Here is a 13,153-nt window from a genome sequence, read left to right on the forward strand (position 1 = left end):
CGACCGCCGCCGAGGTTCAGTCCCGGTACGGGGCCAGGCCGGCGTCGAGCAGCGTGAAGGCGTGGTCGGCGGCGGCGACCGCCTCCGGGTGCGCCCGCGCGGCGGTGCACCCCTCGGTGAGACGACGCCAGTTGTCCCGCGCCAGTACCCGCTGCGCCGCGACGATCTGTGCCGCCGCGAGCCGGCCGGTCAGCCCGTCGGGCCGAGCCCCGGGCTCCGGCCGCCCCCGTTCGTCGCGGCGCGTGCCGGCGGCGTCGTCGAGGGCGTCGGCCAGCGCCGCCTCCTCGGCGGCGGCGTGCCCGGCCACCCGGGCGGCGAGGCTCGGGGTCGAGAAGACCATCCCGTGGTACGCCAACACCCGGGGGTCGTCGTTGAGCCCGGTGACCGGGTCGTGGCGGTCCAGCCCGTCGAGGAAGTGCCGGCGCAGCGCGGCGAGCGGCGCCTCGCCCGGGCGTCGGCCGCGCACCACCCGGGCCGACTCGCCCCGGTGGTCGGCGATCCGGTGCAGGACCAGGTCCTCCTTCGTGGAGAAGTACTTGAACAGCGTCGGCTTGGAGACCTCCGCGGCCGCGGCCACCTCGGCGACCGACACCCGGTCGAAGCCTCGTTCGACGAACAGCGAGATCGCCGCCGCCGAGATCGCGTCGTGGGTGCGCTGCCGCTTGCGTTCGCGCAGCCCCTGCTCTCCGGTCACGCCCTGCTCTCCGGTCACGCCACCCAGGCTACCAGCGGCCGATACCAGGTCAATTTCATGACTGCGGTTAGAATGTTAACCCGGTTAATGATTCTCATCGGAGGTTGCCATGGACGACGGGGTCGACCGGGAACTCGCGCGGGAGCAGGCGCACCTGGCCGCGACCCGCGCCGCGCTCGCCCGGATGCGCGACACGGCCCGCCACCGGGTGGCTACCGGCGCGGACGTGGCCGGCGACCGCTGGACCGCCGAGACCCTCGGCCGGATGCTACGGACCCACGCCAAGGAACTCGCCGAGGAGCCGGATGCCCCGCCCTACTTCGGCCGCCTCCGGTTCGGCGCCGCCGCCGAGGCGGGCGAGCACGCCGGTCAGCGCTACCACCTCGGCCGCCGCCACATCACCGACGAGGCCGGTTACCCGCTCGTCATCGACTGGCGGGCGCCGGTGTCGCGCACCTTCTACCGGGCCACCGCCCGGGACCATCTCGGCGTCGCGGTCCGCCGCCGGTACGGGTGGAGCTCCACGCCGCCGGCCCCGGCCCGGCTGACCGGGTTCGAGGACGAGCGCCTCGACCGGGGGGAGGAACTCTGCGGCGGCAGCCGGCTCGTGGCTGCGGAGATCGAGCGTCCCCGGGTCGGCCCGATGCGCGACATCGTCGCCACCATCCAGCCCGAACAGGACGAGCTGGTTCGCGCCGATTTCGACACGTCCGTCTGCGTCCAGGGCGCGCCCGGCACCGGAAAGACCGCCGTGGGGCTGCACCGCGCGGCCTGGCTGCTCTACACCCACCGGCGGCAGCTCGGCCGCACCGGGGTGCTGGTGATCGGTCCGAACCCGGCCTTCCTGCGGTACGTCTCGGCCGTGCTGCCCACGCTCGGCGAGGTCGACGTCGACCAGCGGACCCTGGAGGATCTCCTGGCCCGGCACCCGATCGCCGCCGTCGACGACGACGACGCGGCCGCCGTCAAGCACGACGCCCGGATGGCCGTCGTGCTCCACCGGGCGCTGTACGGGCGCGTCCGCGTACCCGCCGAGGCGCTCACCGTGCCCGACGGCTCCTACCGCTGGCGGCTGCCCGCCGGGGCCGTCGCCGCGCTGGTCGCCGAGATCCGGCGCGAGTCCCCGCCCTACGGGATCGGCCGCGAGCGGCTGCGGTCCCGGGTCGTGGACCTGCTGCAACGACAGGCGGAGCGACGCGTGGAGCTGTCCGGCGCGGCCTGGGGGCGGCGGGTGGGGCGCTGCGCCCCGGTCCGTGACCTCCTCGACCGGGTCTGGCCTGCTGCGCGCCCCGGCGAGCTGCTGGCGAAGTTGCTCGGTGACCCGGACGCGCTCGCCGGGTCGGCCGACGGGATTCTCACCGCCGACGAGCAGAAGGCCGTCCGTTGGGCCCGCCCGCGCGGCGCCCGGGGCGCCCGCTGGTCTGCGGCCGACCTCGTCCTGCTCGACGAGGTCGCCGGGCTGATCGAGCATCCCCCCGGGTACGGCCACGTCATCGTCGACGAGGCGCAGGATCTCTCGCCGATGCAGTGCCGCGCCCTCGCCCGCCGCAGCGTCCACGGCTCCCTCACCGTGCTCGGCGACCTCGCCCAGGGCACGACGCCGTGGGCGGCGCGGAGCTGGCCGGACCAGCTGACCCACCTGGGCCGGCCCACGGCCAGGGTCGTGCCGCTGACCGTGGGATTCCGGGTGCCCGGCGCGGTGCTGGCGCCGGCCAACCGGCTGCTCGGGACGCTCGGCGTGGACGTGCCGCCGACCCGGTCCGTCCGCGCCGACGGCCACCTGCGCGTACGGCACGTCGACGACCTGGACGCCGGCGTCCTCGACGCGGTCCGGGACGCGCTCGGGTACGCGGGCTCGGTCGCGGTCGTCGGCGTCGACGCGGCCGTCACGCGGCTCGCCGGCCCGCTGCGCGCCGCCGGCGTCCCGGCCGCCGGGGTGGACGAGGTGGATCCGTCGGCCCGGGTCACCCTGCTGCCCGTGACCCTGGCCAAGGGCCTGGAGTACGACCACGTGGTGCTGGTCGAGCCGGCGGACATCGTGGCCGCCGAGGCACGCGGCCCGCACCGGCTTTACGTGGCCCTGACCAGGGCGGTGTCCCGACTGGACATCGTCTACCACCGGCCCCTGCCGGCGGCGCTGCGCGGCTGACCGCCGGGGTGCCGCACCCTTTCACGGGTGCCGGGCGTGTGTGGTGGGGCGGGACCAACGCCGGACCCGCCCCACCACGACCCGTGGGCCGGTCAGCCCGCCTGGAACGACTGGCGGACCACGCCGCCGACGAGCGCGCACCAGGTGCTCGTGCTGACCTTGCCGTTCGGGGTCAGGCCGTGCAGCCGCTGGAGGTCCTGGACGGCCTTCATGGTGGCGTGGTCGAACTCGCCGGTCACCGCGACGTCGGCGTAGCCCTTCGAGTTCAGGATGAACTGCACCGCGCTGACCGGGGCGCCGGTGGCTTTCTTGTCCAGCTCGGGGGCGAGGGTCTCCCAGGTCGGTGCGGTGAGGGTGGCGTCGATGTCGACCGGGATGCCGTTGCGGGCCTGCCAGTCCTGCACGGCGGCGACGGTCGCGGCGTCGAACGTGCTGTTCACCGGCACGACGTAGCCGCGGTGGGTGAGCAGGTACTGCGCCACCCGCACGGTGGGGGAGTTGACGAACCGCCACAGGTCCGGCCAGCGGCGGGCCGGCACGTCGCCGATGCTGGTGCCCAGCTCGCGGAAGACCCGCCGGCGCAGTTCCGGGAACTGCCGGTAGAACGCGGCTCCCGGGCACGCGGTGGTGCGGAAGTCCCAGTGCCCGAAGATGTCGTGGGCGTGCAGGCCGTACCGGCGGCCGACCGTGGCGCAGAGCTGGACCAGCGAGTCCAGCAGCTCCTGCGGCGGCGTCTCGGTGACGTACGTGCCTTCGTTCTCGATGCCGATGGCCCGGCCGTTCTCCCCGGGGCAGTGCGCCGAGATCACCTGCCGGTCGCCGGCGGCCAGCCGCTCGAGGCTGCCGCGCCGGCCCTCCAGCACGTGCCCGCCCCGGCTGACGGTGAAGTGCTGGCCGGTGTCGGACCAGCCGTTGCCGTCCATGTGCAGGTTCTGGCAGTCCCGGGCCAGCTTCACGGCCTGGTCCCGCGAGTAGTCGGTGACGTTCGGGAACGCCATGTGGTGCACGATGATCTTGTTGGTGGCGATGGCGCTGAGGGGCAGGGAGCCGGCCGGCGGCCGGGCGCCCCACTCGTCGCAGCTGATGATCCAGTCGACGTCCGATCCGGACGCGGCCTGCGCGGCGGCGGGGAACGCGAGTTCCGTGCCGACGACGGCGACGGCCGCCGCGCCGAGCCCGGCCCGCAACAGGGTGCGGCGGTCCAGCTCGGGGTGGTCGAAGTGCATGGGCATCTCCTCTGTGGCTGACGACGGCCGGGGTGAAAAGGAGCTTCACAGGCAACGCGTGAGGTGGAGGATATTTCCAACCGACGCGCAACACCAGAGGTGACCGGCGGGGAGTCGGCGTCCGAACGAGTGCCCGCCGCAGGTCGCCCACCGTCCACCCCGTTCACCTAGCCTCCTAGGATGCCTTAGGGGGAGTGGCGCCCTCCACAGTCAAACCGAGACGTCGACGTCCGGTACGGAGGATGCAACCGTTGCGCCGATGGCGGACTGGACAGCGCCCGCCACAATGAGCGGCGTCCCTGTGTGCCGGGCGTCAATCCGGAAGAGCCGTGGAGACCGTCCAATGAGTGGGAACAGCTGGCGGGTGTCCGGCTACACCGAGGTGCGCGAGCTGGGCGTGGGCGCGTCCGGGCGGGTGGTGCTCGCCACCCACGACGGGTCCGGCACCCCGGTCGCCGTGAAGTACCTCGCCGGCGTCCTCGGCACGGACCCGGCCTTCCGCGATTCTTTCCGAGCCGAGGCCCGGCTGCTGGCCGACATCGACGATCAGCACGTCTCCCGGCTCTACGAGTACGTCGAGTCGACCGCGGGCGCGGCCATCGTGATGGAGCTGGTCAACGGGGTGTCGCTGCGGCAGATGCTGCGCGCCAACGGGCCCACCGGGCCGGAGGCCGCGCTCCTCGTCCTCAAGGGGTCCCTCGCCGGGCTCGCCGCCGCGCACGCGCGGGGCGTGGTGCACCGGGACTACAAGCCCGAGAACGTGCTGGTCACCGCCGAGGGGGAGAGCAAGCTCGCGGACTTCGGCATCGCCATGCCGGTGGGCCGGGAGTCGGCCACCATGGTGACCGGCACGCCCCGTTACATGGCCCCGGAGCAGTGGACGGGCGCGGCGGCCTCCCCGGCCTGCGACATCTACGCCGCCACGGCCACCTTCTTCGAGTGCCTGACCGGTCATCCCCCGTACGACGGCCGCAGCCTGCTGGCCCTGCGCGAGCAGCACGCGTACGCGCCGGTCCCCACCGACCCGGCCCCGCCGCCGGTGCACGAGCTGCTGCGCTGGGGGATGGCCAAGCGGCCCGCCGAGCGTCCCCAACCGGCGCACGTCTTCCTCGGCATCCTGGAGCAGATCGCCACCGAGGGGTACGGGGCGGACTGGGAGGAGCGCGGGGTCCGCGAGCTGGCCCGGCGGGCCGCCCTGCTGGCCGCGTTCTTCCCGTTCTCCGACGCCTCGGGCGGCAGCACCAGCCTGGCCAGTACGGTCCTCATGTCGGATGGCAGCCCGGGCATGGGTCGGGAGATCCGCACCGGTCGACGGATGCGCACCGGTCGGGCTCGCCCGGCCCTGATCGGCGGCGCCCTGGTCGCGGCCGTGCTGGTCGGTGGCGTCGGCTACCGGTACGCCTCAAGCGATGAACCCGACGTGGTGCCCGTGGCGGGCGAGGCCGCTCCGGTCGCCGCGCCGGCGCCGGTCGCCCCGGTCTCCGAATCCGCCACGCCGCCGCCGGTCGCGCCAACCACGCCAACCCCGCCGGTGGCCACGCCGACACCCTCAACCGTCGCCCCGACCACCGGCGGGCCGACGACCGCCGCCCCGACGACCCGGCCCCCGACGCCGACGGTCCGGCCCACCCGGACCGCGACGCCGACCCCCACCGTGTCGGCGCCCGCGCCGGACGTCACCGCCCCCACGGTCGGGACGCCGAGCACCCGGTGGACCACCCTGGATCCGAGGGGCTGCCCGTACGGGGCGACGTCGACCCCGGTCACGGTGACGGTCACCGACGACCGGTCGGGCCCCGACGGGCTGCGGGTGTCGTTCCGCTACACGTCGGGTGTGCAGTCGGGCACGGTGGTCATGTCGTCGGTCGGCAAGGGCGTGTTCGAGGGCACCCTCGGCCCGTTCGACCGCCCCGCCGACGGGGTGCGTATCTCGGTGCAGGTCACCGCCGTGGACGCCGCGGGCAACTCGGCCGGGTCGGGTGGGCCGGCGTACGTGAGCCTGCAGTCGTTCTGCACGCCGGGCTGAGCGGGGCGGCCGACGACGATGCCGGGAGGCTGGCGATGAGCGATCCGAACGAGCCGACGACGGCGCTGCCCCTCGGTGGCGCGCGCCCCGGGGCGCCGGGCGCGGGGGAGCCGACGGTCGACCTGGGCCGGACGGTGGACCTCGGCCGGACGGTCGGGCTGGGTGGGACGGTCCCTGCGGGCGGCACGGTTGCCGGGGGCGGGGCGTGGCCGCCCGGGCAGGGTGGGCCGGTGTGGGGCGGGGGTGGCTCTGCGCGTACCGCCGAGGGCTTCACCGATCCCACGATCGCGGCCGGGGGGACCGCACCGGCCACTGCGGCCGGGCCGACCGTCGGCGGGTCGGCGGGCGAGGTGCGGTTCGGGCCGGGGGTGCCGGGCGTCGCGCCGGCCGCCCCCGCCTGGCGGCAGCCGGGCCCGGCCCGGCGGCCCCGGTCGCCGTGGCGGCGGGTCGTCTCGGTGCTGTCCACCCTGCTCACCGTGGTGTTGGTGGTGGCGGTCGGGCTGTTCGTCTGGCAGCGGCTGAGCCCGTTGGCGATCGAAGGGGTCACTGTGGCGGTGACCGAGCCCGCCGGCAACCGGTGCGACGTGACGGTGGAGGTGGTCGCGACGGTGCGGACCAACGGCAACGCCGGCACGATCCGCTACCAGTGGCTGCGCTCCGGGTCGGCGCCGGGGGCGTTGGTCGGCGAGCGGGTCGGGCGGGGGCAGCGGACGGTGACGCTGCCCCTGAGGTGGTCCTTCAGCGGGGTGGGCGCGACGCGGGAGACGGCGACGGTCAACATCGTCGAGCCGTCGCCGGTGCAGGCCGGCACCGAGGTCCGTTACGTCTGCCGACGGCGCTGACGGCGGTCCTCGTCGGGGTGTGGCGGCGTTTGCGCGCGGGGCGGTCGGGGTAGTGCGGGCGGATCTGTTGCGACCCCTGGTGTGAAGGACCCTTCGATGAGAGACAACTTCGGTGACGCGGTGGGGGATGCCCTGCGCGCGGTGCTGCTGTTCCTGCCCAAGGCCCTCGGTTTTGTGGCGATCCTGGTGGCTGGTTGGCTGGTCGCGAAGGCCGTGCTGAAGGTCGTGGACAAGGTGCTGGAACGGGTCGGCTTCGACCGGGCGGTCGAACGCGGCGGGGTCAAGGCCGCGCTGGCCCGGTCCAGGTACGACGCGAGCGACATCGTGGCGAAGCTCGCCTACTACGGGGTGCTGCTGGTGACGTTGCAGCTCGCCTTCGGCATCTGGGGTCCGAATCCGATCTCGGATCTGATCGCCGGGGTGATCGCGTGGCTGCCCCGGGCGTTCGTGGCGATCGTGATCGTGGTGGTCGCGGCGGCGATCGCGCACGCGGTGAAGGACATCATCAGCAGCGCGCTGGGCGGCCTGTCGTACGGGCGGGTGCTGGCGACGATCGCGTCGGTGTTCATCCTCGGGCTGGGCGTCATCGCGGCGCTCAACCAGATCGGCGTGGCGACGGCGGTGACCACGCCGGTGCTGGTCGCGGTGCTGGCGACGATCGGCGGCATCCTCGTGGTCGGCGTGGGCGGCGGGCTGGTCCGGCCGATGCAGAGCCGGTGGGAGTCGTGGCTGAGCCGGGCGGAGCGGGAGTCGCAGCTGATCGCGACGCATGCGCGGGCGTACCAGGCGGGGCGGCGGGACGTGGCGGCCCGGCTGGCGGCGACGGGACCGGTGGCCGAGGACGCCGAGCGGGCCGAGTCGGTCGTCCCGGTGGCCGACGACGCCGACCGGACGCAGGTGGTGCCGAGGGAGTCCGCCTACGACCCCGACCGGACGCAGGTGGTGCCGTCCGGCGACGATCCCGACCGTACCCAGGTGGTGCCCCGGCTGGCCGCCGACCCTGCCGAGGCCACCCAGCCGGTGGCCCCGTACGCCGGGTCGGAGCCCACCCCGTCGTACCCGCAGCGTGACGGCGACCACGACCGGTTGCCGGGCGACGCCACGGTGGTCATTCCCCGGCCGGACGGGGAGACCCCCACTCGCTGACGCCGAGACGCGGGGTGGACGGGCCGGCGGATCCGGGCCACCCCGCGTCTGGTCCGCCGGATTGTCGGTGCTCCGGTCTAGCCTGGCGCGATGAGCCGATTGGGGTACGACGAGCTCTGTGCGCGGCTCGTCGAGCAGACCGACCTGTTGGCCGCGCAGGTGGCCGGCGCCGACCTGACCACGCCGGTGCCCTCCTGTCCGGGGTGGAACGTGGGCCAGCTCGGCCGGCATCTGGGCGGCGGGCAGCGGTGGGCGGAGTCGATCGTCCGGGACCGGCCCGCCGGGCCGCCGCCCGACGACTCCTTCCGGGATCTGACCCCCTACCGCGACGAGGACCCCGCGGTGCTCGGGCCCTGGCTGAGGGCCGGGGCGCGAGGGTTCGCCGCCGCACTTGTCGCCGCAGGCCCGGACGCACCGATCTGGATACCGACGCCGTCGACCACGGTGGGTGTGGGCAGCACGTTCTGGGCGCGCCGCTTCACCCATGAGACGCTGCTGCACCGCGCCGACGCGGCACTGGCCCTCGGCGTGGAGTTCGCCGTCGACGCGCGGGTGGCGCTCGACGCTGTGGACGAGTGGATGGAGCTGGGGTCGCTGCCGGAGATGCTCGACTTCCATCCGGCGCAGCGGGAGCTGTTCGGGCCGGGGCGCACGGTGCACCTGCACGCCACCGACACCGCGCCGGAGGTGGCGGCGGAGTGGCTGGTCGACCTGACCGGCGAGGCGATCGTGTGGCGGCGGTCCCACGAGAAGGCGGCTGTCGCGGTCCGTGGCCCGCTGTCGGAGCTGCTGCTCATGGTGTACCGGCGTCGGCCGGTCGAGGCGGGCACGGTCGAGGTGTTCGGGGACGTGGACCTGCTGCGTTTCTGGCTGGACCGGGTCGCGTTCGGGTGAGCGCCGATGTGGCGGTTGTGGGGCTCAGGGGCGGTCAGTCGGGCAGCGCGTCGAGGTAGACCCAGCGGCCGTCCTCGCGGGTGAAGCGGCTGTGCTCGGTGAGCGTTCCGGGCCGTCCGCCCTCGCGGTGGTGGGCCCGGAATGCGACCGTGCCGGCGTTGTCGAACAGGCCGCCGTGTTCGGTTGCGAGGATCTCCAACCGGGTCCACCGCTGCCCGGGGTCGAGGCGTAGCCGCTCGGGTCGGGTCGAGGAGTGCCAGCTGCGCAGCAGGTAGGCGGCGTCGCCGACGGCGAACGCGCTGAACCGGGACCGCATGAGCGCCTCGGCGGTGGCCGCGTCCGTCTCGCCCCGGTGCAGCCGTCCGCAGCACTCCGGGTAGGGCTGGCTGGTTCCGCACGGGCAGGGTCCGTTCGCGTTCCGGGGTGCGCCGCCACGGGCGGGTCTCTTCGCCACGTCCCCATCCTGCCGCAGCGGTCGGGACGCCCGGGCGGGGGCTGGGTTCCTGGCTCTGTCCCGGGCCCACTGGCCACCGACTCCGGCGGGGCCTGGCCGACCGACGCGACGACAAGGGCCGACCCCGTGGTGGGGTCGGCCCTTGTCGTCGTTTGTGGGTGTGGGTCAGGAGGTGGCGTAGCCGCGGGTGGCGATCCAGTCGGCCAGGTTGTCGACGGTGATGTCGTAGCTGGCCTGGGCGGGGTTGGCCGAGTCGGCGATCTTCACCGTCCGGCCGTCGTCGCGGTAGCCCACGACGCTGATGTAATGGCCGCCCTCGAAGGAATGGACCGTGCCGTCGGTGTCGGTGGCCGTGCCGGCGATGTTGGCCACCACAGCCCGGCCGTCGTCCACCGTACGGACGATGTCAGCGCGCAGCTTGTCGGTCTGCCCGTCGTCGGCCTTACCGCTCTTGATCTCGACGCTGCGGTACGCGTCGCCCTTACCGGTCTCCTTGTTCAGGATGGGGGTGATGTCGTTGATCGAGTCGGTGCCGTCCTCGGTGGTGCCCATCTCCTTCGCCATCGCGTCCACGCTGATGGCCTTGCCCTGCACCGACAGGGCGTTACGGGCGGCGGCCGGACCACAGAAGTAGAAGTTCGGCTGCGCCTCATACCGGACGTCGAGCTGCCGTTCCCCGGCCGGCTTGCGGTCGGCGTGCACCGACACGGCGGGGGCCTTCTCGGCGGTGGGGGCCGCGTGGGCGGCGACGGCGGGAGCGGCGATACCACCAGCGGTGGCGGCGAAAACACCAGCGGCAAGAGCGGTCCTACGGATCAGATCGGTACGCATGAGCGTGCTCCTCTGGTCGGGGGACACGCGGCAACACCCGCAAGGAAGCGACGTGCGCCGCGAAGGGGGGATCAGTTCAGGGGGACAACCACGGCGGCTCGGGGGAACTCACCTGCTCGCGTTGTCCGGGGGGTGTAACCATCCCGGCCGGCCCCGCATTCCACACGCGGCCCCGGCCCCGGGAGCTGCCCCGGGAGCTGCCCCGGGCCGGTCTCGCCCGGGTGAACCATGTACAACGCCCCCGACCCCCCACCGATTCCACCCCCACGGTGACCCCGACCACCGGACACCCCACCCCAAACCACCCACCACCCCCAAAACCACCCGTCCACCCCGTTGACGGGGGGTGGGTCAGAGCCAGCCGGAGCGGCGGAAGAGTCGGTGCAGGGTCAGTGCGGCGGTTGCCATCACCAGCAGCGCTCCCGCGTAGCCGTAGCGCCATTGCAGTTCGGGCATGTTGGTGAAGTTCATGCCGTAGATCCCGGCGACGGCGGTCTGGGTGGCGGCGATCGCCGCCCACGCGGCGATCTTGCGCATGTCGTTGTTCTGCTCGACGGCCAGCTGCGCCAGCCGGGACTGGAGGATCGAGTTGAGCAGGTCGTCGTACGCGCCGACCCGGTCGACGGCCCGGGCCAGGTCGCTGTCCACGTCGGCGAACCAGCGGCGTAGGGCTGGGGGTGGGCCGTCGGGTTGCTGCCCGAGCAGCGCCCGCAGCGGCGCCTGCAACGGCAGCACCGCCCGCTTGAACTCGACGATTTCCCGCTTGAGCTGGTAGATCTGCTGGATGTCGGCGGACCGGTCGCGGGCGAAGACCGTCTCCTCCAGCCGTTCCAGGTCCGTCTCGACGTGACCGGCGACCTCCAGGTACAGCTCGACCATTCGGGCGCAGACCGCGTACGCCACCGCCCAGGGTCCTTCGGCCAGCACCGCCGGGCGGCGCTGGATGTCCTCGCGTACCGTGGCGAGCGCTCCGGCCGCGCCGTGTCGGACGGTGATGACGTACCGGTCGCCGAGGAACACCATCACGTCGCCGGTGTCGATCACCTCGGAGGTGTCGGTCAGTTCGGTGTGCGCGACGTAGCCGGCGGTGCGCAGCACCAGCAGGGTCACGTCGCCGTGCCGTTGCAGGGTCGGCCGGTGCCCGTCGGCGAGGGCCTGTGCGACGCTGTACTCGTCGAGGCCGAAGATCGACCCGACCTCGGCCATCACCGCCGGCGTCGGGTCGTGCAGGCCCAGCCAGACGAACCGTCGCCGGCCGTGGTGGCATTGCGCGTACGCCTCGGCGTAGTGCGGGCGCCCGGGTTGGCGCCGCCCGTCGACGTAGATGGCGCAGTCGACCACGGCGTCCGGATTGGACCGTGCGCCGACGGGCATGGCGTCCGTGATCGGCCGGCTCCATGGGCGGCGCAACAGGGCGGGCAGCCGCCCGAGCCATCGGGTCTGCACGGGTCGTTGGTCCACCGTTCACCTCCGCCACACCGGAACTGACGGCAACCGTAGGCGATCTTCCGGCTGCCGGTGGCGCGGGGGCGGCGGTCAGGGGAGCAGGGTGGCGAAGACGACGACGTTGTCCAGGTAGGAGCGGGTGTGTTCGTCGAACTGGCCGCCGCAGGTGATCAGGCGCAGCCGGGGCACGGCGCCCGCACCGTAGACGAGGTCGGTGGGGAACCGGGCCTTCGGGTACGACCCGACGCCGTCCACGGTGAACGTGGCGGTCCGCGCGTCGGAGCGGGTGACCTGGATGCGGTCGCCCGGCCGGAGCCGGCCGAGGGCGAAGAAGACCGCGGGGCCGGTCTCCCGGGAGTCGACGTGCCCGACGACGACGGCGTTGCCGGCCTCGCCGGGGCTGACCCCGAGGCGGTACCAGCCGGCGACGGCGGGCCGGTCCGACGGCGGGACCTCCAGTTCGCCGGCGGTGCTGGCGCCGACCGGCACCAGGTCGGCGCGCACGTCGATCGCTGGGATGCTGATCCGGACCGGCGTGGCGTGGGGCAGCGGCGTCCCGGGTACGGTGCCGCTGCCCGTCGCCGGGTCGGTTCCGGTGCCCGGGGCGGCCCGGGGTGGTGGTGGGTGTGTGCGGGCCGCCCCGAGGGCGAGTAGTCCGCCTCCGGCGACGCCGGCCAGCGCGATCAGCGCCACGGCGGTCCGTGGAACCCGGTCGCCGGTGGGCACGTGCGCCTCCTTGGCGTGCGCGGCGGGTGCCCGCGGCGGCGTGGGCCGGCGCGGGCACCCGTCTCGGGATGGTGGTGACGTACGTCGTCAGGCGTGGTTGACCGCGTGGCGGCGGCGGCGGGCCAGGAGCAGTGCGCCGGTGGCCGCGGCCCCGACGAGGGTGCCGCCGGTTGCCAGCAGGCCGCGGTTGTCGGCGTCGGGGCCGGTGCCGGCCGGGGCCCCGCCGATGGGGGTGACGGTGAATGTCGCGCTGCCTGAGGAGGTCCCGTCGCCGCAGGTCGCCGTGACCGTGTAGGTCCCGAGGGTGAATCCGGCGGTGAACAGTTCGGCGCTGAGTCCGCCGCCGGCGGCGGCGGTGGTGGATCGGACGTTCTGGTCGCGGTCGGGGCCGGTGACGTGGAAGAGCGCGTCGCCGGACTTCGGGTTGCAGGTCGAGGTGAGCACCACGGTCCCGCCGACGGGGGTGGTGGCCGGTGACACCGTGGTGTCCGCGAGCGCGGCGGCCGGGAGCAGGAGGGTGCCGAGACCCACGCCGAGCGCCGCCGATCCGAGAACTGACTGTGTCTTCATTCGCGTCTTCCCTCACTTTTCGTCCGCTGACTGCGTGGGACGTCGTTCGGGTGGCCAACTCCGTGACTAGCACCGGTGTGCCCAACACTAGGAGGGTTGGGCACCCGATCCGGTGAAAACGAGAATTCTTCGTTGCCGTCACGTGTCCA

The 13,153-nt window shown here is 73.9% G+C and carries 11 protein-coding genes and 1 pseudogene; 5 read left to right on the forward strand and 7 right to left on the reverse strand.

What is annotated here, in order from left to right; genetic code table 11:
* Positions 1-16 precede the first annotated feature (16 nt).
* Complete coding sequence (locus OG559_RS27360; protein ID WP_405108862.1) at positions 17-712, reverse strand: TetR/AcrR family transcriptional regulator; 696 nt, start codon at positions 710-712, stop codon at positions 17-19.
* A 91-nt stretch (positions 713-803) separates the two neighbouring features.
* Here OG559_RS27360 and OG559_RS27365 point away from each other — a divergent pair, with 91 nt between their 5' ends.
* On the forward strand, positions 804-2,843 hold the full coding sequence (locus OG559_RS27365; RefSeq protein ID WP_405108865.1) for a HelD family protein: 2,040 nt from the start codon (positions 804-806) through the stop codon (positions 2,841-2,843).
* 92 nt (positions 2,844-2,935) lie between these two features.
* Here OG559_RS27365 and OG559_RS27370 read toward each other — a convergent pair whose 3' ends face one another.
* Entirely contained in the window at positions 2,936-4,069 is a 1,134-nt protein-coding gene (locus tag OG559_RS27370) for a peptidoglycan-binding protein (RefSeq protein ID WP_405108868.1), read from the reverse strand.
* A gap of 343 nt (positions 4,070-4,412) precedes the next feature.
* On the opposite strand from OG559_RS27370, the gene OG559_RS27375 reads away from it, so the two are divergent.
* The 4 genes and pseudogenes from OG559_RS27375 (at position 4,413) to OG559_RS27390 (ending at position 8,977) form a co-directional block, all read left to right on the forward strand.
* Positions 4,413-6,095, forward strand: coding sequence for a serine/threonine-protein kinase (locus tag OG559_RS27375; RefSeq protein ID WP_405108871.1), 1,683 nt, complete (start codon positions 4,413-4,415; stop codon positions 6,093-6,095).
* 35 nt (positions 6,096-6,130) lie between these two features.
* The gene (locus tag OG559_RS27380; protein ID WP_405108874.1) at positions 6,131-6,937 is read left to right on the forward strand and encodes a hypothetical protein; all 807 of its coding nucleotides are present in this window, start codon (positions 6,131-6,133) and stop codon (positions 6,935-6,937) included.
* A gap of 96 nt (positions 6,938-7,033) precedes the next feature.
* Positions 7,034-7,756: pseudogene (locus tag OG559_RS27385) on the forward strand (mechanosensitive ion channel family protein); the annotation flags it as partial.
* A 417-nt stretch (positions 7,757-8,173) separates the two neighbouring features.
* Complete coding sequence (locus tag OG559_RS27390; protein ID WP_405108877.1) at positions 8,174-8,977, forward strand: maleylpyruvate isomerase family mycothiol-dependent enzyme; 804 nt, start codon at positions 8,174-8,176, stop codon at positions 8,975-8,977.
* 34 nt (positions 8,978-9,011) lie between these two features.
* Here the strand turns inward: OG559_RS27390 and OG559_RS27395 are convergent, their stop codons facing one another.
* The 5 genes from OG559_RS27395 to OG559_RS27415 all read right to left on the reverse strand — a co-directional run bounded on the left by OG559_RS27395 (position 9,012) and on the right by OG559_RS27415 (position 13,004).
* Positions 9,012-9,431, reverse strand: coding sequence for a YchJ family protein (locus tag OG559_RS27395; RefSeq protein WP_405108879.1), 420 nt, complete (start codon positions 9,429-9,431; stop codon positions 9,012-9,014).
* A gap of 165 nt (positions 9,432-9,596) precedes the next feature.
* The gene (locus OG559_RS27400) at positions 9,597-10,262 is read right to left on the reverse strand and encodes a C39 family peptidase (RefSeq protein WP_405108882.1); all 666 of its coding nucleotides are present in this window, start codon (positions 10,260-10,262) and stop codon (positions 9,597-9,599) included.
* Between the two features lie 351 nt (positions 10,263-10,613).
* Positions 10,614-11,723, reverse strand: coding sequence for a magnesium and cobalt transport protein CorA (locus OG559_RS27405; RefSeq protein WP_405108884.1), 1,110 nt, complete (start codon positions 11,721-11,723; stop codon positions 10,614-10,616).
* Positions 11,724-11,798: 75 nt separating this feature from the next.
* Positions 11,799-12,434: a class F sortase gene (locus tag OG559_RS27410; RefSeq protein ID WP_405108887.1), complete on the reverse strand. Its 636-nt coding sequence runs from the start codon at positions 12,432-12,434 to the stop codon at positions 11,799-11,801.
* Between the two features lie 87 nt (positions 12,435-12,521).
* On the reverse strand, positions 12,522-13,004 hold the full coding sequence (locus OG559_RS27415) for a hypothetical protein (RefSeq protein WP_405108890.1): 483 nt from the start codon (positions 13,002-13,004) through the stop codon (positions 12,522-12,524).
* Between the last annotated feature and the right edge of the window lie 149 nt (positions 13,005-13,153).

This window comes from Micromonospora sp. NBC_01405 (assembly GCF_045040155.1).
Taxonomy (GTDB): domain Bacteria; phylum Actinomycetota; class Actinomycetes; order Mycobacteriales; family Micromonosporaceae; genus Micromonospora.